The following is a 20,205-nucleotide window of genomic DNA, read 5'->3' as shown; positions in this document are numbered from 1 at the left end:
CGCGCCGACGCGCGTCGGGAAAGTGCAGGTTGTATCGATGTCTACCGACGACGCCGAGACCGACAAGGACGCCGAGACCAAGGCCGCCGATAACGACGAGGCCACCGACGAGGTGACCGCCGAATCGGAGGACGCCGCCGCCGCGAAGGCCGAGGAGTCCAAGGCGGAGAAGGCGGACAAGGAGAAGACGAACAAGAAGAGCGAACCCGAGGGGGGCGCTCGTCCCGCCACGCCGCAGAGATCCACTTCGCTGCCCTTGGTGGCTGCATTCGTGGCCGGTGTGCTCGCGGTGGCGGCGATCACGGCGGTCGTCGTGTTCTTCCTGCAGGGCAAGGACCGCGGTGACAAGCTCGACGCGATCCGCGATTCGACCAGTGCCGCGTGCAAGTTCGGCAAGGACGTCTCCGTCTACGACTACTCGAAGAACCTCGACGACTACTTCACGACGGTGAAGGCCGGCGCGACCGGCGAGTTCCTGAAGGAGTTCGACGACGCGACCAAGGCGCTCAGGGATGCCATGGTCCAGGCGCAGGTCAAGTCCTGGGCCGACGACGTGCAGTGCGGCTACCAGTCCGGGGACCAGACCTCGGCCAAGGTGCTGGTGACCCTGACGCAGTACCGGACGAATTTCACCCAGCCCAACCCGGAGCGGCAGTTTGTGGTGGTGATCGCCCAGCTGCAGAAGTCGGGTGACAAGTGGCTGGTCGAGAAACTCGACTCGCCTATGTTGAAGGGGGCGGGAAACGGCCTGCCTGGTGCGCCCGCGCCGGGCAACGGCCAGCAGCCCGCGCCGTCGGGCCAGCCCGCGCCGCAGCCGGGCAACTAGCCGAGTGCCTCCGGCGGTGGGCCGAGCCACCACCGCCGGAGGCTATTCGGGCAGTCTTCGCGATCCGCGCGAGCGGATCAGAACAGCGTCAATGTCTGCGGCGCCGACGGCGCGGCCGCCTTCCCCGCGGCCTTGTCCTTCGGCGCTTCCGGCGCCGCCGACGCTTCTTCCACAGTCACCGCGGGGATTTCCACGGTGTTCACCTCGGCGACGGCCGCGGTGACCGCAGCCCGCCGAGCCGCTTCGCCGGCCAGCGCGTCGGCCTGCTCGTTGAAGTAGTTGCCGACATGCCCACGGACCCAGCGGAACCGGACCGGACCCGGCCTGCTCGCGATGGCCCGGTCGATCTGCCGGATGAGTTCGACGTTCTTCACTGCACCCCCGGCGGATGTGCGCCAGCCGTTGACCCGCCAGCCCGACACCCACTCCGAGGCGCACTTGATCGCGTACAGCGAATCGCTTTCGATGAAAAGGGGTTCGGACCCGGAATGGGCGACAATCGCTTCCAGTACCGCACGCAATTCCGCGACCTGGTTGGTTCCGGACGCGGCTCCTCCGCTCGCCGAGGAGCCCTGATGATTGACCCAAGCCCAGCCGATGGCGCCGCCGGGATTGCGGAGGCAGGATCCGTCGGTGCTCACGATGATCATGGGTGGCACCCTACGCAATCCGACCGACAAGATCGGTACCGTGGAATTCCTCTATCTCCCTTCGCAATTGGGTTTCAGTGCGGCGGAGTGCCGACTTCACGGCGGCATCCATCGGACCGGCGCACAGGCGCCCGGTGATGAATCCGCGGGGTGGACTGTACTCCGCCTCGGACGTCAGCACCGACCGCCCATAGCCGAGCGGGTCGAAGCGCAGCGTCAACGTCCAGGTCAAACGCCCACGGAGCGTATACCCGATCACCGCGTTGCGGCGGTATTCGGTGATCTCGCATGTCACGGCCTGTCGCCAGAACCCGAGACGGGCGGCGAAGGCTGCGCCGAGGCCGCGGTCGAGTTCGCCGGTCGGCTCGAAGTTCGCGATGCCGAACATCCAGTTCGGTACGAAGAGATGGTTGTCCGTGTAAGTGAATGCCACTTCTACCGGCGCTCCGACGTCACTCGCGTACTTGATGTGGCCCATAGGCCCTCCCTGTCCCACGACTGGCGTTAAAAGTACTACAGCTCTCCTCTTTATTCGAGGGGATGGCCGGAATTTGGTGCGACGTATTGCCAGATATGGACTGGACGGTTGCTCGAGAACTCGGGTGTGAGCCGCCGCCTCGAAGCTGGTCGACGAGGTGTCCGCGATCGGGTTACACCGCGACGGCGTGGTCGGCGCCGCGCGGGAGCGCAACCGTGGTCTCGGGGCCGGCAGGCTCGGAACCCATGCCTGTGGGGCGTGTCTCCTCCGGAGTTGCCACGGGCTCAGGGCAACGGCTCAGACGCAGATCGTGCTCGCCGAGCGTCGGGTCGGAGAACGCCAATCGCACCTCACCGCGGTGGATGTCGAGATCGGTGCGCACCGTGGTCACGGCTGACGGTGCCGTGCCGAGCTGTTCCGGCACCGGAGTCGGCAGGTAGCCGGTGAGCAAAGCGAACGCGTTGGTGCCCACCGTGACCGAGACGGTGTCCGTCTCGGCCTCGGCGATCCGCGCTTCGACAAAGGCGTCGCCCAACCTGACCTTGCCGCCACGGCTCGTCGGCGCGCGCTGGGTCGAATCGCTATGCGGTTCCGCGCGTGTCGGTTCGGTTGCCAGCTGTCGCGTGTACGCCGCGGGCAGCGCGAAGCTGCGGCTGGTCAGCCTCGGACCGGAGCCGACCGGACCGCCGCGGTGGATATCCTTCGGCCCGGTCGGAGCGACCGGTGCGGCAAACTCCCTGTCGGGGCGTTGCGCATCGGCCATCTGGTGCACGATGTACCCACCCGCGACGACGGTCAGGCTGAGACTGGTGGCGCCGGCGAGCACGATGGTGGCGTGCCGTGCGAACTGGGCAGATCTATGTGCTGTCACGATGCGTCCTTCGTCTGCGTTGCTGCTCCTCGACAGAACGACCCGCACCATCGGAAGTCGCACGCTTATCCAGGTTACCGGCGTGGCCGGTGGCTACACCGCGTGAGGGAGATCGGCATCACAATGTGTGCCGCCAGAGCTGCCGCGCCGGACGGTCGAGCACCGATGCCAGGGCCTATGAATGTTTCCGACGGCACAACAGCGGGTAAACAATCGCGTAGCTGGCGAGCGTCATTCTCGACTGCCACATTGAGACACCCGGCCAATGGCGTCCGGCCGTCGACACGAACGGCGCACCCAAGTGTGGCGCTCGCCCGCTCCCGGATCTTCGGACCGGGTCGGGTGTCAGCGGGTCAGGCGAACTGGCCCGCTGTCCTGCCTTTTCCCGTCGGGCCCGCGAAAGCCTGTGCAATGCTGAGCCATTCGGCGGCGTCCTCGCCATGCACCTCGATCGAGAGGTCGTCGAGATGGCGGCGCTGCGTCACCAGCAGGCAGAAGTCCACTGCGGGGCCGATTACTCGCTGCACGGCCTTCTCTGGACCCCAAGACCAGATCGCACCATCGGGCGCCGTCAGCTCAACCAGGAATTCTTCAGTGGGCGGGGTCTTTTCGCGCACCGTGTACGCGAAGTTCCTGGTCCGCACGCCGATGTGCGCCACGCTGCGCAGGCGCGTGGTGGGAGTCCTTGCGACTCCGACGGTATCGGCCACGTCCTGCCCGTGCGCCCAAGTCTCCATGATGCGGGCGGTGACCATCGAAGCCGCGCTCATCGGCGGACCGAACCAGGGCAGCTTGACGCCTACGGGCACTGCGCGCAGCGCGTCGGTGAAGGTAGTGCGTCCGTGCCGCCACCGGTCGAGCAGTTCGGCGGGTGGTGCGGCCGCGGCTTCCTCGGCAGCTTCATCGACGAAGGTGAGCGCACGTGGCCCCGCATCGGCTATCAGTTTCTGGAAGCCGCCTGGGGCCGCGGCGGCGATGGTCGCGACCTCGTCGGTCCAGGCCAGGTGGCCGATCTGGTGTGCGATGGTCCAGCCGGCCGCCGGGGTCGGCTGCGCCCAGTCCGCCGGTGACAACGGGGCGACGAGCCGTTCCAGATCCGCGCATTCGGCGGCGAAATCGCCGAGTAGCACTTCGAGGTCGGCCATCCGTTCCCCTCCCGATCGGGGCACACCGCCTCGGGTGCCTTCGCGGTTCAGCTTCGCAGCGGGCCGAGAAAAATGCAAGCGTGCGTGCTTGTATTTTCCCCGTCCTTGTGGCCGCGCGGTGCGCGGACCGGCTACCAGCCGAAAATGATTAGATGCGCGGTGCCGACGACCAAACCGAGGGCCGCGCCGTGCAGGTAGAGCAGCCAGGCATCCTGTTCGACCGACGCGTAGAACATCTCCATGAACTCCCCCGGCGTCAGCCGCCGGAGCTTGTGCGTGGCGAATTCGTCAATGGTCTTCGCCTGCTCGAGCGTGAATTCCTCGTCCTCGACCAGGCTCGGCGCCAGGCCGACCGCCGCACCCGCAGCTCCAACCTTGAGATTGTCGAACTGGCGGCGGCCGAGCGCAGCCCGCACGAACGAGGTCGTGAGCCCGAGCCGGCGGTTGATCTCGTCGGCGATGAGGTGCTCCAGCAGTTGCCTGGTCTTGTCCCCGTTCGGGCCGTCCAGGAGCTCCTTCGACAGATTCGGCAGGGTCAACACCTGGTAGGCCAGGATGTGTGCGAGGTCGGTAGCCGCCTGCGGCTGCCGCTTCGCGAGAAGTGCCTGTTTCCACAGATACTTGTACCTCGGCCGTGGGTCGCCCGGCTCGAACACCATCTTCACGGCGATGACGTTCACGATCACGCCGATCGCCGCTGAGGCGAGCAGTACGATCACCCAGCCCGGCACCGAGCCGATCACCGGAATGTGCTGGTGCACATGCATATACAGGGCCAGTAGGAGACCGAACGGCGCGCCGAGGAACCCGATTCGCACCATGAACCGCAGCTCTGGTGCCGCGATCGTGGTGGTCAGATCCTTCAGGATGGACGGATTCTCCCGCAGGTAGCGGATGACGAAGCTCTTGATGTCGATCAGCTGGTCGACGTTGTCGCCGAGCGATTCGAACGCCCGGCGCGACAGTGCGGGCAATTCGCGATCCACCCGCTGGTAGATCATCTGCTTGGCGGCGCGCGGCACGGTACGCCACAGGTCCGGATTCTCCCGGTACATCAGCTCGTCGACCAGCGACTGCACCTGTTCGCGCGCGAGCATCGCGATGTAGTCGGCGATGCCGTCCAGGTCGAGTTCGTGGATGAAGTCCTTGGGGCTGCCGATCCGCATCAGCGCCTTGTCCACACAGATGCTGGCCATCTTCTCCGCGCGGGCCGGGATGAATCCCTGGAATCCGAGGCGACGCCCGTCACCGGAGAAGGTCGGCAGCACTTGGACCCGGCGCGGGAAGTAGGGATAGAGCACGGGCAGGCCAGGAACGCGAACGCCGCGGAACCGCACCGGCCAGAACAGCATCAGCACGCCGGTCCAGTTGGTCAGCCAGCCCGCCAGCGAGCTGAAGATCGGGAACGTGATCAGGTCGACGACGAACTTCGACTGTCCGGTCAACTCTTCCCAGTCGATGAACACGCCGACGGCGAGCGACGACATCGATGGGACTCCCTGGGCCGAGCCGGCGGAACCGCCGGTATGACATATCGAGGCCCCCACACTCTCATTGCGTTGGAGGGGTGTCAACGTGGCGCGGGCACCCATGTCGGCAGTTCTCGAGCGGCCCGTCCGGGGGCGTGAACGCGCGAGCGGCAGGATCAACTGGGCGACTCGGCCGACTCGGCGATCCGCAGGATGGCACGGCGGCCGACGGCTCGCACGGCAGGAAAATAGCGGGCGAAACCTCGCATCAGCTCGAGCGCCTCGTCGATGGATTGGCCGTCCGTGACCTCGTCGATCGTCTGATACAGCCGTTCTTCGATCTCCGCGACTTTCGACGACAGTTGTTCTCCCTCCGCCGTGAGTGTGAGCGTGATCCGGCGCCGATCGTCGAGCGCGGCCTCTCTCTTGATGAGGCCCGAGGTGACCAGCCGATCGACAAGCCTGCTCGGGCTACCACCGGTCTCGCAGACCAGAAGTTCACCGAGCCCGGCGAGCGTCAGTGGTTGATGATCGGTCAGTACCCTGAGAACTTCGGCCTGGGACGGGGTCAAACCCAATGGCCGCAGATCCGCGGAGAGTATTCGATTTCCCTCACGCTGAATGGCCAAGATGAGATAGCGCAGTTCCTCAGCGGGTCGCATGCCGATCCTCCTCCTTTAAATGTTGTGTAATCAGATCACACAACATTTATCTGCTCGACAGATCCCCGGCGCCCGCGACTTTGGCCGAGCAGGATCGCGCCTACGACCGCCCGGCGGCATAGAAAGACGTTCTATGCGCCGGGTGTCTGGACGAGGGAACGTCCTCCTGATGCGCTTGTCGGGCTTGGTGGGCGGCGGCCTGCTCGAGATCGCCGGCGCGTTCGAGGAGGTAGGCCCGGACTGCGGTGTGGCGGGGCAGCGCTGGGTCCAGTTCGGCCAGTTCGGCCAGTTCGGCTCGGGGTCCGTCGGCCTCACCGACCGCTACTGCGCGGTTCAGCCGCACTACCGGGCCGACGGTGAGGAGTAGCAGTTCGTCGTACCACTCCACGATCTGTACCCAGTCCGTCTCGGAGGTGCTCAGGGCGGCGATCGCGGCCTGGGCCTGGTATTCGCCCAGCTGGTCGCGGGCCAACGCGGTCTGCGGAATCGCCACCCCCTCGGCGATAAGGCCGGATCCATCGACGTACCTGACCTCGACATCGGCCCACGACATGGCCGACAGTCTCACGACGCACTCCGATCGACAGGAAATCCGGAAACCGGCTCAACACACCGACACCTACAGTTTCGCCCGAAGCGAACGAGCTGAACAGGGCGGAACAAACCCGGGAACGCCGGGGTTGAGTAGGCATCGCTCAACTTTTTGGAAGGTCGAACACGTGACTACACCACAGAACCTGCCGGTGCTGTTCTTGACCGATCCGATCGTGCTGCCGGGCATGGTCGTGCCCATCGAACTGGACGAATCCGCTCAGGCCGCGATCGACGCCGCACGCGCCGCCAAGACCGAGGCCGTGCTGCTCGCGCCGCGGCTGACCGAGGGCTACGCCGCCTACGGCGTGGTCGCGACCATCGAACAGGTCGGCCGGATGCGCGGTGGAGCACCGGCGGCCGTCCTGAAAGCTGAACGGCGCGCCAAGATCGGACATGGGGTCACCGGACCCGGCGCCGCCCTGTGGGTCGAGGCCGAGCCGGTCGACACTCCCGCACCGGATGGCCGGACCAAGGAACTGGCCGCCGAGTACAAGAAGCTGGTCGTCTCGGTGCTGCAGCGCCGCGAGGCTTGGCAGATCATCGACGCGGTCAATCAGCTGACCGACCCGTCGGCAATCGCCGACACCGCCGGTTATGCGCCGTACCTGACCGCCGAGCAGAAGCGGGAACTGCTCGAAACCCCCGACGTGGCCACGCGGCTCTCCACCCTGGTCGAGTGGACCAAGGAGTACATCGCCGAGGCCGAGATCACTGAGAAGATCAGCGAAGACGTCCGCGAGGGCATGGAGAAGAGCCAGCGGGAGTTCCTGCTGCGCCAGCAGCTCAACGCCATTCGCAAGGAACTCGGCGAAGACGAGCCCGACGGTGCCGACGACTATCGCACCCGGGTGGAGCAGGCCGACCTCCCCGGCGACATCCGCGAGGCAGCGCTGCGCGAGGTCGGCAGGCTGGAGCGGGCCAGCGATCAGAGCCCGGAATCCGGCTGGATCCGGACCTGGCTGGACACCGTGCTGGAGCTGCCGTGGACGGTGAAAACCACGGACAGCACCGACGTTTCGGCCGCCCGCGCGGTCCTGGACGCCGACCACCACGGCCTGGACGAGGTCAAAGACCGCATGGTCGAATACCTGGCCGTCCGGTCCCGTCGGGCCGCCCGTGGCCTGGAAGTCGTCGGCGGACGCGGCTCTGGCGCGGTGCTGGTGCTGGTCGGCCCGCCCGGCGTCGGCAAGACCTCGCTCGGGGAGTCCGTGGCAAGGGCGCTGGGCCGCAAGTTCGTTCGCGTCGCCCTCGGCGGCGTGCGTGACGAAGCCGAGATCCGTGGTCACCGGCGGACCTACGTCGGGGCTCTGCCGGGTCGCATCGTGCGCGCCATGAAGGAGGCCGGCTCGATGAACCCCGTCGTCCTGCTCGACGAGATCGACAAGGTCGGCTCAGACTTCCGCGGCGACCCGGCCGCCGCCCTGCTCGAGGTGCTGGACCCGGCGCAGAACCACACGTTCCGCGACCACTACCTCGATCTCGACCTGGACCTGTCCGACGTGCTGTTCATCGCCACAGCGAACGTGATGGAGACCATCCCCGGCCCGCTGCTGGACCGGATGGAGCTGATCACCGTCGACGGCTACACCGAGGATGACAAGGTGGCCATCGCCCGCGACTTCCTGGTGCCCAGGCAGCTGGAGCGCAACGCGCTGACCGCCGACGAGGTGACCATCACCGAGGAGGCACTTCGCGAGATCGCGGCGAACTACACCAGGGAAGCCGGTGTCCGGCAGATGGAGCGGCTGATCGCGAAGGCACTGCGTAAGGCGGCGACCCGGCTGTCCGAGGGCGGAATCGTCCCCGCCGGATCGGGGTACGACCCCGAACTCGGCTACGACGCGCTGGTGAAGTCCGAGGACGGAACTACTCCGGCCGGATCGGGTTACGACTCCGAACTGGGCTATGAGGCGCTGGTGAAGTCCGAGCACGGTGGCGCTTCCGCGCAATCCGTGACGATCGGTCTCGGCGACCTGAAGGACTACCTGGGTCGTCCGCGCTTCACCCCCGATTCGGTGGAACGCACCGCCGTTCCGGGTGTGGCGACCGGTCTCGCCGTGACCGGCGCGGGCGGCGACGTCCTCTACATCGAGGCCAACGCCGCCGAGGGCGAGCGCTCGCTGACCCTCACGGGCCAGCTCGGCGACGTCATGAAGGAATCCGCGCAGATCGCGCTGACCTACGTGCGCTCGCACCTGGCGGAGATCGGCATCGAGCCGTCGGTACTGGATCGCAATATCCACATCCATTTCCCGGCCGGTGCGGTGCCTAAGGACGGGCCGTCCGCGGGCGTCACCATGGTCACCGCTCTGGTGTCGCTGGCGCTGGATCGTCAGGTGCGCTCGGATGTCGGCATGACCGGCGAGGTCACGCTGAATGGACGGGTGCTGCCGATCGGCGGCGTAAAGCAGAAGCTGCTCGCCGCCCAACGGGCCGGGCTGAAGACGGTGTTCATCCCGGCCCGCAATGAGCCGGACCTGGACGACGTCCCCGCGGAAGTGCTTGCCGCGGTGGAGGTCCGCCCCGTTGCCGACGTTGCCGACATCCTGGCCTATGCCATCGAGCCGGTCGCCGAACCGGCCGTGGAACGCCCGGCGTTCGCAGCCACCGCCTGACAAGCAGAACCAGGCCGGGCACGGAACGTTTCCGCGCCCGGCCCGTTCGTGTGTGCCGTGTGCCGGCGAATAGCGGAGGAAATGGCGGTTCGGAAACCGAGTGCAGCCGCCAATTCAGTTCTGTTTTGTGCGCGCTGCAATGCATGGGAGACCTTTTCAGCAGGGGAAAGTCAGCCCATCGGGGCCGGCGTAGCAGCCAGGCCCAGAAGCCGCCGTGCGGAATGCTGGTCGATCCCGCCGGAAATCCGACGGCTTGTCGGACCACTGCGGTAAGAACGGCATGTGGCCAGGTGGCTGTTGCACGTCGATCTCGACCAGTTCCAGGCGGCGGTGGAGTTCCGCCGCCATCCGGAACTACGCGGCCTGCCGGTCATCGTCGGCGGGCACGGTGACCCCACCGAGCCCCGCAAGGTGGTGACGTGCGCGTCCTATCCGGCGCGTGCGTTCGGCGTGCGGGCCGGGATGGCGCTGCGCAGCGCGCAGCGCAAGTGCCCGGAGGGTGTGTTCCTTCCGCTGGACATGGCCGCATACGAGGAGGCATCCGACGAGGTCATGTCGCTGCTGCGGACTTTCCCGGGGCGGGTCGAGGTGTGGGGCTGGGACGAGGCGTTCCTCGCCGCCGACACCGACAATCCGGAGGTTCTCGCACACGAGATTCGCGCCGCCATCGCCCGTTTGCACCTGACCTGCTCGATCGGCATCGGCGACAACAAGCTCACCGCCAAACTCGCCACCGGCTTCGCCAAGTCGTCGGGAAAGTCGTCGGCCGAACCGGCCACGGGCGCCGGCGCCGCCGCGGGCGTCTTCCGGCTGACCGCCGGAAACTGGGGTGAGGTGATGGCCCACCGCCCGACCAACGCACTGTGGGGCATCGGCAATCGAATCGCCGCCCGCTTGGCCGACCTCGGCATCGACACCGTCGGTGATCTGATGTCAGCGGACCGGCATCGCCTCGCCGCCGAGTTCGGGCCCAACACCGGCCCGTATCTCTGGGTGCTCGGCCACGGCAAGGGCGACACCGATGTCACCACTGAACCGCGAGTTCCCGTGGGCCGCAGCAAATCCGAGACTTTCCCGCACGATCTCACCGATCCTGGCGAGATCCGTGCCCAGGTGGCGCGGCTGGCCACCGAGGTCGCCGAGGAGATGGCCGCCGCGGGCCGGGTCGGCACCCGCGTGTCCGTGACGGTGCGGACCAACACCTTCTACACCCGCAGCAAGCAGGAGAAGCTGCCCGAACCGACCATCGACGTCGCGCGGATCGCGGAGACCGCGCTGCACATCATCGATCGGTTCGAGCTCGACCGCCCGGTTCGACTGCTCGGCGTCCGGCTCGAACTCGTCCCCGAGTAGTCGTGGCGCCCCTGGCATGGGGCCCCGCACTCGTATGCTCGTCGGCATGGAGTTCTGGACGATGGTGGCACACGAATCGGACAGCGGGATCGTCCTGACCCGGCAGCAGGTCGACGAGGAATTCCTCGGGCCGGGCGAAGTGACGATCAAAGTGCACTACTCGAGCGCGAACTACAAGGACAGCCTGGCGATCACCAAGGGGGGCGGTGTGGTCCGCGACTACCCGATCGTGCCCGGCATCGACATCACCGGCGAGGTGGTCTCGTCCTCGGATGACGACTTCGCTCCCGGCGACCTGGTGGTCGCGCACGGCTACGAGATCGGAGTCTCGCACAACGGTGGTTTCGCGGAATACGCCAGAGTTCCCGGGGATTGGGTGGTCAAGCTGGAGGAGCTGAGCCCGCGCGATGCCGCCGCACTCGGCACCGCGGGCTTCACGGCGGCACTGAGCGTGCAGTCCCTGCTCGACCGTGGCCTCACCCCGGACGACGGCGCGGTGCTGGTCACCGGCGCGACCGGCGGTGTAGGCAGCGTGAGCGTGGATATTCTCTCCGGCCTGGGGTTCGAGGTCATCGCCTCCACCGGCAAGTCCGATGCGGGCGACTTCCTCAGCGAGATCGGCGCCAACGAGGTGATCGGTCGCTTGCCGGAAGACCCGAACGCCAAGCTTCGGCCGCTGACCAAGGCACGGTGGGCGGCGGCGGTGGACAGCGTCGGCGGCACCTCGCTCTCCTACATCCTCAGCGCCATCGGCTACGGCGGCGCAGTCGCGGTCAGCGGGCTAACCGGCGGATCCGACCTGCCCACCACGGTGATGCCGTTCATCCTCCGTGGGGTCGCGCTGCTCGGCATAGATTCGGTCAACGTCCCGATCGAGAAGCGCCGCGCGCTGTGGACCAGGCTCGGCAACGAGCTGCGCCCGCAACATCTTTCGGCCCTGGAGCGGTATGCGCCGATCACCGATGCGGAGCGCGTGCTGCACTCGATCAGGGACGGAACCCACTCGGGCCGAACGGTTCTCGGAGTAGCGGGCGAATTCTGATCGTAAGGGCCGTCGTTCTCGCACGCTATCGGCCTGTCGCGCGGCCATTCCCGCGCCGGACCGCATTGCGAAAGCCCGGCTCGAGTGAACGAGCCGGGCGTCGTGAGGGTGTCTGCTACTCGGCCAGTGCAGCCGCCTGGGGCGGATTTCTCGGCCCGGTCCGCACGGGCGGCTTGGTATTGCGCATGAGGAACAGGGCGACGATCGCGGCGGCGAGGATGCCTACGCCGCCCGCGAGGAAGCTGGTCGACATGGCGGAGGTGAAGGCATCGCGGGCGGTGGTGACGAGTTCGGTGTTGTCGGTCCGGGCGGCGAGGGCGAGGTTCCGAAGCCGCTGTCGGCCGACATGCCGGCCAATAGACCGAGTCCGACCGCGGAGATCAGCATGCCGGTGTCGGCGAGCGTCCGCTTGCCGACCTGGCTGCCGACTCCCGCGCCCAGCCCGTTGAACACGATGGACGACCATCATCGGGATGAATACCAGGCCCGTCTCGGTCGGCGAGTAGCCGAGTAGCCGAGTACGAATTGCAGATACTGGGTCAGCACCAGCAGCAGACCGCCGTTGGCCACCTGGACCAGGGTCAGCGACAGGCTGCCGCCGCTGAAATCGCGGTTGCGGAACAGGCTCAGCGGAACCATCGGGTGGGCCACCCGCTTCTCCACGCGTTGAGGTCCTCGGCAAGCGGCGGCACCGCCACGGCCAGGACGAAATTGTCGATGCCCAGAACCAGCGCGCTGAGGCACAGCACGATCAGGATCCACCAGCGCTTCGGGTCGCGGGTCGGTGCCGCGTCCATCGGGAAACCTCTTCCAGCAGTAGTGTCTCGTTTTGTGAACGCTGTACGCATGAAGTTCTAACGTTCGCAAGTGAGAACATCGTGCGCTAGGCTCCACGCAACGGAAGGAATCACATGCCCGTGGAGAAACAGCAAGTGGGTTCGGTGTGGACGCGCCCGCGACGCGGCAGGGAACAGCCGGCCCTGACCAGGGAACAGATCGTGGTCGAAGCGGTCGCACTGCTCGACGCGGAGGGAATGGAGGCGCTGAGCATGCGCCAGCTCGGTGCGCGTCTGAACGCGGGCGCCACCTCGCTCTACCGACACGTGGCCAATCGCGACGAGCTCGTCGAGTTGGTGGTCGACGAGGTGTACGGCGAGATCAGCGTTCCAGAGATCGACGATCCGACGCACTGGCGCGCGGCGACACAGGAGTGTGCGCGAAGCCTGCGCGCGATGATCCTGCGGCACCCGTGGATGGCCTCGACGCTAGGCCAGGTCGGCCTGTCCTACCTGGGCCCGAACGTGATGCGGCTCAATGATCGGATGGTCGGGTTGTTCCAGGCGGGCGGATTCCCCGGCGACGAGGCGAGCGACGGCATCGGCACGGTGATCAGCTACGTGGTGGGAATGGGCATCACCGAAGCGGCATGGCTGAGCATGTTGGCGCGCAGCGGACAGTCCGAGAAAGAGCTCATCGCCGATCTCCGGCCCGCCGTAGAGCAAGCGGCGCTGGAGTTCCCGAGAGTTCAGCAGGCCGATTGGGACAGAGACCCGGCGGAGATGCGCGAGCGGAAGTTCCGCTATGGGTTGGACCGCGTGCTGGACGGACTCGATGCGCGCCGAAATGCTTGACTCACCCTGAGTGGGTGTGGGTTACCACAACCGAACCGCCGCATCGGCTACGGTTCACGTCGCACCAACCTGCGTGAGCGCTCATGTCGAGAGGCGAAGTCTGTTGTCGGTGAACTTGTTCTGGCGTTCGATGTCTGTAGTGGCAGTTTCGCTGCTGATGGTTGTGCCGGCGTACAGCCAGGCCGACCCGGCGGACGACTCGCACCCGATCGGGTTGGACCGGTTCTATCACCAGCGGCTCGAGTGGAAGCCTTGCGGCGTCGAGAATGTAGACAAGGCCGGTGGCGAGTGCGCGGACGTACTGGTGCCGCTCGACTACGGGAAAATCGACGATCGCACGATGACCGTGGCGATTTCGCGGGTGAAGGCCGGCGATCCGGCGCGGCGGCGGGGAATTCTGCTGTCCAATCCAGGCGGTCCCGGTGCGGAGGGCCTGGACAGCATGGATCTGCTCGGTGATGTGCTATCGCCGGAGGTCTTGGCGAGTTACGACCTGATCGGCATGGATCCGCGCGGGGTCGGCGAATCCGGTCGGAGTCCGCGGTGCGGGTGGCCGGTAGGCGAGATGATCCGGTCGGCCGGTCTGGAGCTGCTGGGATTCGTGCACGACACCGTTCAGTCCGCGGGGATGGCAGCGACCTGCCTGATTCGTGATCCGAACAAGCTGCGGCAGTTCACCACTCGCAACACCGCGCGCGACATCGACATTGTGCGAAGCGTCCTGGGTGAGGAGAAAGTCAACTTCTACGGCTTGTCGTACGGCACGTACCTCGGGGCTGTGTTCACGCAGATGTTCCCCGAGCGCAGTGACCGGGTAGTGCTCGACAGTGCGATCGATCCTGACCGGTATTGGGAGGGCTTGGTCCAGGATTGGGGTCCGGCAGAAGAGATCGCGCTGGACGACTGGGCAGGGTGGGTCGCCGTTCGGGATGGCGAATTTCATTTCGGTGCGACTCCACGGCAGGTGCGGGCAAAGATCGAGGAACTCGTTCGGGTCGCCGCACGTCAACCGATTATCATCGATGGCTTTGCGATCGACGATCACTGGTTTCCGTTCATCCTGCACTCCCTGCTGACGAGCTTCCGGCTGAACGAAGCGTTGGCCACCACTGTGCGGGAGATCGCCGATGCCGCAGGCGGTCCGCCCACGACTTCGCGGACGCCTCGGCTTCGTGCCATCGTGCAGGCGCTGCGCGACAACGAGAACTCGGTGCTGGCGCAGATCGCCTGCGGCGATGTCGGGGCACCGATCGACCCGACCTGGTATTGGCGCAACATCGAGGAGACCCGTGCCACGCAACCGGTGTTCGGCGCGCTGGCGGGCAACATACAGCCGTGCGCCTTCTGGCCTCGGCCGGTCGAACCTCCGACTGTGGTACGGAATTCGGTGCCCGCGCTCATCGTGCAGGCAACGGGAGATGCCCGAACTCCTTATGCCCATGGCGTCCGACTGCATCAGGACTTGTCGGAGTCGCGGATGGTGACGCTGCAGGATGTCCGTATCCACATGACATTCCGGCCCGAACTGAGCAGTTGTGTGAACAACGCGATCAACACGTACTTCGGCGTGGGAAGTCTGCCGGATACCGACATCACCTGCTACGCGGATCAGCCGGCGCTGTAGGCGGGCACCGCTGACCCAGGATGGTCGGTCTCATCCGGGCCGGTGGATCGGTCAAGCGGCGACCGTTACGGTTTCGTCGGCGAACTGGGTGCGGTACAACTCCGCATAACGGCCGTCGGCGGCCAACAGCTGAGTGTGGGTACCGCGCTCCACGATTCGGCCGTCCTCCAGCACCAAGATCTGGTCGGCCGTGCGGATCGTCGACAAGCGGTGTGCGATCACTAGGGCGGTCCGGCCGTCCAGCGCTTCCGCGAGTGCCTCCTGCACGGCGGCTTCCGAAGTCGAGTCCAGCGACGCCGTCGCCTCGTCCAGGATCACCACGCGCGGCTGTTTGAGCAGCAGCCGGGCGATCGTCAGGCGCTGGCGCTCACCGCCGGAGAGCCGGTAGCCGCGCTCGCCGACCACCGTTTCCAGCCCGTCCGACAGTGACGAGACCAGATCCCGCAGCCGTGCGCGCTCCAACGCGTCCCACAGTTCGTCCTCGGTCGCTTCCGGCCGGGCGAGCAGCAGGTTGGCCCGGATGGTGTCGTGGAACAGGTGCCCGTCCTGGGTGACGAGTCCGACCGTCTCCCGGATCGACCTGGTAGTCAGTTCCCGCACATCGGTGCCGTTCAACCGCACCGCGCCGCCGTCGACGTCGTAGAGTCGGGAAACCAGCTGGGCGACAGTGGATTTTCCTGCGCCCGACGACCCGACCAGTGCGATCAGCTGGCCCGGCTCGGCACGCAGCGACACCTTGTGCAGCACCTCCACCCCGCCGCGGGTGTCCAGATTCGCCACGTCCTCGAGTGAGGCCAGCGACACTTTGTCGGCCGACGGGTAGCCGAAGCTCACCTCGTCCAACTCCACCGCGACCGGTCCCTCCGGCACCGGCTTCGCGCCGGGCGCGTCCTCGATCAGCGGCTTCAGATCGAGCACCTCGAACACCCGCTCGAAGCTCACCAGCGCGGCCATGATCTCCATCCGCGCGCTTGCCAGTGCGGTAAGTGGGGTGTAAAGCCTGGTCAGCAGTAGCGACAGCGACACGACCGCGCCCGCGTCCAACTGTCCGCGCAGGGCGTACCAGCCGCCGAGCCCGTACACCAAGGCGATCGCCAGTGCCGACACCAGTGTGAGCGAGGTGACGAACACGGTCTGCAGCATCGCGGTGCGCACGCCGATGTCTCGTACCCGGCGCGCCCGCATCGCGAACTCGTCGGATTCCTGCTCCGGACGGCCGAACAGCTTCACCAGCGTCGCGCCGGGCGCGGAGAACCGCTCGGTCATCTGGGTGCTCATCGCCGCGTTCAACCCGGCCGCCTCGCGCTGCATGCCCGCGAGGCGATTGCCCATCCTGCGCGCGGGGACCACGAACACCGGAAGCAATACCAGCGCGAGCAGTGTGATCTGCCACGAGATGCTGACCATAACGCCGAGCGTGAGCGCGAGAGTCACCAGATTGGCCACAACTCCGGAGAGGGTGTCGCTGAACGCGCGTTGCGCGCCGATCACATCGTTGTTCAAGCGGCTGACCAGCGCACCGGTCCTGGTCCGCGTAAAGAAGGCGACCGGCATCCGCTGCACGTGGTCGAACACGGCGGTGCGCAGGTCGAGGATCAGTCCCTCGCCGATCCGGGACGACAGCCAGCGGATCACCAGCCCGAGCCCGGCGTCGAACACCGCGAGCATGCCGATCACCAGCGCGAGGGTGACCACTACGCGCGGCGCCGCCCCGCCGACGATGTCGTCGACCACGTGACCCGCCAGTACCGGCGTCGCTACCGCGAGCACCGCCGACAACACACTGAACAGTAGGAACGCGCCGATCCGTCGCCGATGCGGCACGGCGAACCGGATGATCCGCTCGGCGGTGGCCAGACGGAACGGCCGCTGCTCCTGCGGCGCGTTCGCCCGCCGGTACATCTGGCTCCACGCCACGGATTCGATACTCACGTCGTTTCTCCCTCTCGCTCCCCACCCATCAAAGCCATGGCCACCGACACTAAGACCTCAACAGCGGTTGAGTTCAAGTCGATTCCGGGCGCGACCTCATTCCGCCGACAGCGAAACCGGTCGCCGTCTCCGATCGGGCGCAGCCGGATTCTGTCCGTCATCGGCTCGCGCCTGGCTGAGCGAAGGCGAGGCAGCTGCTTGCGTCCAAGTGTCCGCCGCGTCCGCGACGAGTCACCAGTGGCAGTCACCCCAGCTGCGAGCCATCCGAGCGTGGCACACCCCAGTGCCGCCGATACCGCCCCCACGCAACCACATCGGCTCAGCTTCCACTTCCGAGCGCAGCGAGACCGAGCATTCCCCGTTCGCGGCCCGAGCCACCAGGAGGCCGCGAGCATGCCGCGCCCGCACGGCCGACAAACACAGCTTCTAGGCTGGCGAGGTGACCGAGAACCGGATGGCGGCACTGCGCGGCAGGATCGCGGGTGAGGTCGACACCTCCGCGCGCCGCCGTGCGGAGTACTCCTCGGACGCCTCGAACTACCGTGTTCTGCCAGCAGCGGTCGTTTTCCCCCGCACCGACGCGGACGTCGCGGCCACGCTCGAGTTCGCCTGCGACCACGGTCTGTCGGTAACCGCGCGTGGTGGAGGAACCTCGGTGGCGGGCAACGCGATCGGTCCCGGGCTCGTGCTCGATTTCAGCAGGCACATGAACCGGATCCTGGCGCTGGATCCTGCGGCGCGGGTCGCCACGGTGCAACCGGGTGTGGTGCTTTCGCAGTTGCAGGCCGCGGCGCGGCCGCTCGGCTTGCGCTTCGGGCCGGATCCGTCGACGCAGAATCGCTGCACGTTCGGCGGCATGATCGGCAACAACGCCTGCGGGCCCCGGGCCGTCGCCTGGGGCCGCACCTCCGACACCGTACGTGAACTGCGGATTCTGGACGGCACCCACACGGAGCGCAGGCTGGCCGCCGACCTGTCGGCGGTGCCGGGACTCGCGGAGTTCACCAAGGCGCATCTCGCGGTGCTGCGCACCGATCTCGGCCGTTTCGGCCGCCAGGCCTCCGGCTACGGTCTCGAACATCTTCTGCCTGAGCGGGGCGCGTCGGCGGCGAAGGCGTTCGTCGGCAGCGAAGGCACCTGTGGCCTGCTACTAGACGCGACGGTCGAGTTGGTCGCGCTGCCCGCGGCGACCGTGCTCACCGTGCTCGGATACCCCGACATCGCCACCGCGGCCGACGATGTCGCCGCCGTCATGGCTTGCGCGCCGATCGCGGTCGAAGGCATCGACGCGCGGTTGGTCGACGTGGTCCGCGCCCATCGGGGCCGGGTCCCCGAACTGCCCTCCGGCGGCGGATGGTTGTTCGTCGAGACCGCGGGTGCGACGCAGATCGAGGCGGTGGCGGTCGCACAGCGGCTGTGCCGGACCGCGGGTGCACTCGACGCCAGGATCGTCACCGATCCTGTTGCCGCCGCGGCCCTCTGGCAGATTCGGGCCGACGGCGCCGGATTCGCCGGTCGCACGCGGGACGGCCGCCCGGCCTGGCCGGGGTGGGAGGACGCGGCCGTTCCCTCCGCACGGCTCGGTGCCTACTTGCGCGATTTCGCCGCGCTGACCCGGGATCACGATGTGGACGGGCTGCTCTACGGGCATATCGGCGACGGCTGCATCCATGTTCGCCTCGACCTGCCGATCGCCGACGCGCCGCAGCGTTTTCGCGCCTTCCTCTTCGACGCGGCCGAGCTGGTCGTGCGGCATGGCGGTTCGCTCTCCGGCGAGCACGGCGACGGTCGTGCCCGCTCGGAACTGCTCTCGGTGATGTACTCCCGCGCAGTGCTCGATGTCTTCGCCGGGTACAAGGCGCTGTTCGATCCTCGTGATGTGCTGAACCCGGGTGTCCTGGTCGCGCCGCGTCCGATCGATGTCGATCTGCGGCTCGCCGGGCTGCCGGTTGTCGGGTCGTCGAACGGATACGCGTTCCCACACGACGACGGCGATCTGAGCACAGCCGTCCATCGCTGTGTCGGCGTGGGCAAGTGCCGCGCCGACGGCGGCTTCATGTGCCCGTCCTACCTGGCCACCAGGGACGAGAAGGACAGCACGCGAGGGCGGGCGAGGGTGCTGCAGGAAGCGGTGCGGGGTGCGCTGCCGTGGTCGTCGCAGGCCGTCGCCGAATCGCTCGATCTGTGCCTGTCCTGCCGGGCGTGTCGCTCGGACTGTCCGGCGGGCGTCGATCTGGCCACCTATAAATCGGAGGCGCTGCACCGCCGCTACCGCCATCGGCCGCGCCCGGCCGATCACTATTCGCTCGGTTGGCTGCCGTGGTGGCTCGCCGTCGCGAGCCGGCTGCCTCGGGTCGTCAACGCGCTGGCCGATCGTGCCGTGCTGCGCCGACTCGGACTGCGGGCGGCGGGAATCGATCCGCGCCGCACTGTGCCGCGCCTCGCCGAACGAAGTTTCCGCCGCGTATGGCGTGACCTGGACGACGGCGCTCGGCTCGCCGAGTTGGGAGACGCACCCGACCTGCTCGGGGACCGCTCTGCCCATCGGCTCGAGGACAGCACTGCCCGTGGCCGATCCGACAACCGCTCGGGCGAGGTGATGTTGTGGATCGACACCTTCACCAACGCCTTCGACCCGGAGATCGGACTGGCCGCGGCCCGGTTGGTGACCGCGCTCGGCTACCGCGTCCGGATTCCCGAGCACCGTGTCTGCTGTGGCCTCACCTGGATCAGCACGGGGCAGCTCGACGGCGCCCGTGCCCGGCTACGCGACACCGTGGCCGCGCTGGAGGCGCACGTGCGCGCGGGCGGCCTCGTGGTCGGACTGGAACCGTCCTGCACCGCGGTCCTGCGCGCGGACCTGCCAGAGCTGCTTCCGGACGACCCGCGGTCGGCCACTATCGCGGCGGCGGTGCGCACGCTGGCCGAGTTCCTCGCCGAGCAGCCGAACTGGCGCCCGCCATTGCGGACCGGGCAGTCGGTGGTGGTTCAACCGCATTGTCACCAGCACGCGATTCTCGGCTTCGATGCCGATCGCCAGTTATTAACCAATATGGACATCAATGTGACTGAAATCACCGGATGCTGCGGCATGGCGGGAAACTTCGGAATGCAAACCGGCCATTACGACATTTCGGTCGCGGTGGCCGAGAATGGCATGTTGCCCGCCTTGCGTACTTCGGGAGACGACGCGATACTCCTCGCCGACGGATTCTCCTGTCGCACGCAGGCCGTTGTCCTGGCCGGGCGCAGAGGTCGGCATCTCGCCCAGTTCCTCTTGGGGCAATGAGGCTTTCGCGCACCCGCCGCAACT

17 protein-coding genes and 1 pseudogene are annotated in these 20,205 nt (G+C 67.1%); 7 read left to right on the top strand and 11 right to left on the bottom strand.

Annotated elements, in window-relative coordinates; genetic code table 11:
• The first annotated feature begins 37 nt into the window (after window positions 1-37).
• Window positions 38-826 carry a hypothetical protein gene (locus OH799_RS24275; RefSeq protein WP_406268317.1) on the top strand — a complete coding sequence of 263 codons (789 nt, stop codon included), beginning with the start codon at window positions 38-40 and terminating at the stop codon, window positions 824-826.
• Between the two features lie 77 nt (window positions 827-903).
• Here the strand turns inward: OH799_RS24275 and OH799_RS24270 are convergent, their stop codons facing one another.
• From OH799_RS24270 to OH799_RS24240, 7 genes and pseudogenes are all read right to left on the bottom strand, one after another.
• Window positions 904-1,476, bottom strand: a complete 573-nt coding sequence (locus OH799_RS24270; RefSeq protein WP_406268314.1) for a ribonuclease H — start codon at window positions 1,474-1,476, stop codon at window positions 904-906.
• 10 nt (window positions 1,477-1,486) lie between these two features.
• On the bottom strand, window positions 1,487-1,954 hold the full coding sequence (locus tag OH799_RS24265; protein WP_406268311.1) for an SRPBCC family protein: 468 nt from the start codon (window positions 1,952-1,954) through the stop codon (window positions 1,487-1,489).
• A gap of 172 nt (window positions 1,955-2,126) precedes the next feature.
• A complete protein-coding gene (locus OH799_RS24260) occupies window positions 2,127-2,825 on the bottom strand; it encodes a hypothetical protein (RefSeq protein ID WP_406268309.1) in 699 nt (232 codons plus the stop codon).
• Between the two features lie 353 nt (window positions 2,826-3,178).
• Entirely contained in the window at window positions 3,179-3,970 is a 792-nt protein-coding gene (locus OH799_RS24255; protein ID WP_406268306.1) for a TIGR03084 family metal-binding protein, read from the bottom strand.
• 131 nt (window positions 3,971-4,101) lie between these two features.
• Window positions 4,102-5,457, bottom strand: a complete 1,356-nt coding sequence (locus OH799_RS24250; RefSeq protein ID WP_406268303.1) for a hypothetical protein — start codon at window positions 5,455-5,457, stop codon at window positions 4,102-4,104.
• Between the two features lie 158 nt (window positions 5,458-5,615).
• The gene (locus OH799_RS24245; protein WP_406268300.1) at window positions 5,616-6,101 is read right to left on the bottom strand and encodes a MarR family winged helix-turn-helix transcriptional regulator; all 486 of its coding nucleotides are present in this window, start codon (window positions 6,099-6,101) and stop codon (window positions 5,616-5,618) included.
• Window positions 6,102-6,201: 100 nt separating this feature from the next.
• Window positions 6,202-6,609, bottom strand: a pseudogene (locus OH799_RS24240) (RNA polymerase subunit sigma-24); the annotation flags it as partial.
• A 271-nt stretch (window positions 6,610-6,880) separates the two neighbouring features.
• Here OH799_RS24240 and lon point away from each other — a divergent pair.
• The 3 genes from lon (at window position 6,881) to OH799_RS24225 (ending at window position 11,705) form a co-directional block, all read left to right on the top strand.
• Window positions 6,881-9,310, top strand: a complete 2,430-nt coding sequence (gene lon, locus OH799_RS24235; RefSeq protein ID WP_406282468.1) for an endopeptidase La — start codon at window positions 6,881-6,883, stop codon at window positions 9,308-9,310.
• A gap of 282 nt (window positions 9,311-9,592) precedes the next feature.
• Entirely contained in the window at window positions 9,593-10,663 is a 1,071-nt protein-coding gene (locus OH799_RS24230) for a DNA polymerase IV (protein WP_406268297.1), read from the top strand.
• Between the two features lie 46 nt (window positions 10,664-10,709).
• Entirely contained in the window at window positions 10,710-11,705 is a 996-nt protein-coding gene (locus tag OH799_RS24225; protein WP_406268295.1) for an oxidoreductase, read from the top strand.
• Between the two features lie 115 nt (window positions 11,706-11,820).
• On the opposite strand, the gene OH799_RS24220 is transcribed toward OH799_RS24225, so the two are convergent.
• The 3 genes from OH799_RS24220 to OH799_RS24210 form a co-directional block, all read right to left on the bottom strand.
• Window positions 11,821-11,958, bottom strand: a complete 138-nt coding sequence (locus tag OH799_RS24220) for a hypothetical protein (RefSeq protein WP_406268293.1) — start codon at window positions 11,956-11,958, stop codon at window positions 11,821-11,823.
• A gap of 212 nt (window positions 11,959-12,170) precedes the next feature.
• Window positions 12,171-12,368, bottom strand: a complete 198-nt coding sequence (locus OH799_RS24215; RefSeq protein ID WP_406268290.1) for a hypothetical protein — start codon at window positions 12,366-12,368, stop codon at window positions 12,171-12,173.
• A complete protein-coding gene (locus OH799_RS24210) occupies window positions 12,332-12,502 on the bottom strand; it encodes a hypothetical protein (protein ID WP_406268288.1) in 171 nt (56 codons plus the stop codon). Before OH799_RS24210 ends, OH799_RS24215 begins: the two co-directional genes overlap by 37 nt.
• A gap of 114 nt (window positions 12,503-12,616) precedes the next feature.
• On the opposite strand from OH799_RS24210, the gene OH799_RS24205 reads away from it, so the two are divergent.
• A complete protein-coding gene (locus OH799_RS24205) occupies window positions 12,617-13,336 on the top strand; it encodes a TetR/AcrR family transcriptional regulator (RefSeq protein ID WP_406268285.1) in 720 nt (239 codons plus the stop codon).
• 130 nt (window positions 13,337-13,466) lie between these two features.
• Window positions 13,467-14,960, top strand: coding sequence for an alpha/beta fold hydrolase (locus tag OH799_RS24200; protein WP_406268282.1), 1,494 nt, complete (start codon window positions 13,467-13,469; stop codon window positions 14,958-14,960).
• 51 nt (window positions 14,961-15,011) lie between these two features.
• On the opposite strand, the gene OH799_RS24195 is transcribed toward OH799_RS24200, so the two are convergent.
• Complete coding sequence (locus tag OH799_RS24195; protein ID WP_406268279.1) at window positions 15,012-16,892, bottom strand: ABC transporter ATP-binding protein; 1,881 nt, start codon at window positions 16,890-16,892, stop codon at window positions 15,012-15,014.
• A 454-nt stretch (window positions 16,893-17,346) separates the two neighbouring features.
• Here OH799_RS24195 and OH799_RS24190 point away from each other — a divergent pair, with 454 nt between their 5' ends.
• Window positions 17,347-20,181 carry an FAD-binding and (Fe-S)-binding domain-containing protein gene (locus tag OH799_RS24190; protein WP_406282465.1) on the top strand — a complete coding sequence of 945 codons (2,835 nt, stop codon included), beginning with the start codon at window positions 17,347-17,349 and terminating at the stop codon, window positions 20,179-20,181.
• Window positions 20,182-20,205 lie beyond the last annotated feature (24 nt).

Origin of the sequence: Nocardia sp. NBC_00881 (genome assembly GCF_045207455.1) — a bacterium.
GTDB lineage: Bacteria > Actinomycetota > Actinomycetes > Mycobacteriales > Mycobacteriaceae > Nocardia.
The sequence above is the reverse complement of the archived record's forward strand: the minus strand, read 5'-3'. Positions and strand labels throughout refer to the sequence as shown.

Bases quoted from the DNA above. Each gene is read 5' to 3' on its own strand.
- OH799_RS24245 (WP_406268300.1), bottom strand. From the start codon at position 6,101: ATGCGACCCGCTGAGGAACTGCGCTATCTCATCTTGGCCATTCAGCGT.
- OH799_RS24225 (WP_406268295.1), top strand. From the start codon at position 10,710: ATGGAGTTCTGGACGATGGTGGCACACGAATCGGACAGCGGGATCGTC.
- OH799_RS24200 (WP_406268282.1), top strand. From the start codon at position 13,467: ATGTCTGTAGTGGCAGTTTCGCTGCTGATGGTTGTGCCGGCGTACAGC.
- OH799_RS24190 (WP_406282465.1), top strand. From the start codon at position 17,347: ATGGCGGCACTGCGCGGCAGGATCGCGGGTGAGGTCGACACCTCCGCG.
- OH799_RS24255 (WP_406268306.1), bottom strand. From the start codon at position 3,970: ATGGCCGACCTCGAAGTGCTACTCGGCGATTTCGCCGCCGAATGCGCG.
- OH799_RS24205 (WP_406268285.1), top strand. From the start codon at position 12,617: ATGCCCGTGGAGAAACAGCAAGTGGGTTCGGTGTGGACGCGCCCGCGA.
- OH799_RS24250 (WP_406268303.1), bottom strand. From the start codon at position 5,457: ATGTCGTCGCTCGCCGTCGGCGTGTTCATCGACTGGGAAGAGTTGACC.
- OH799_RS24275 (WP_406268317.1), top strand. From the start codon at position 38: ATGTCTACCGACGACGCCGAGACCGACAAGGACGCCGAGACCAAGGCC.
- OH799_RS24270 (WP_406268314.1), bottom strand. From the start codon at position 1,476: ATGATCATCGTGAGCACCGACGGATCCTGCCTCCGCAATCCCGGCGGC.
- lon (WP_406282468.1), top strand. From the start codon at position 6,881: ATGGTCGTGCCCATCGAACTGGACGAATCCGCTCAGGCCGCGATCGAC.
- OH799_RS24220 (WP_406268293.1), bottom strand. From the start codon at position 11,958: ATGTCGACCAGCTTCCTCGCGGGCGGCGTAGGCATCCTCGCCGCCGCG.
- OH799_RS24265 (WP_406268311.1), bottom strand. From the start codon at position 1,954: ATGGGCCACATCAAGTACGCGAGTGACGTCGGAGCGCCGGTAGAAGTG.
- OH799_RS24210 (WP_406268288.1), bottom strand. From the start codon at position 12,502: ATGGACGCGGCACCGACCCGCGACCCGAAGCGCTGGTGGATCCTGATC.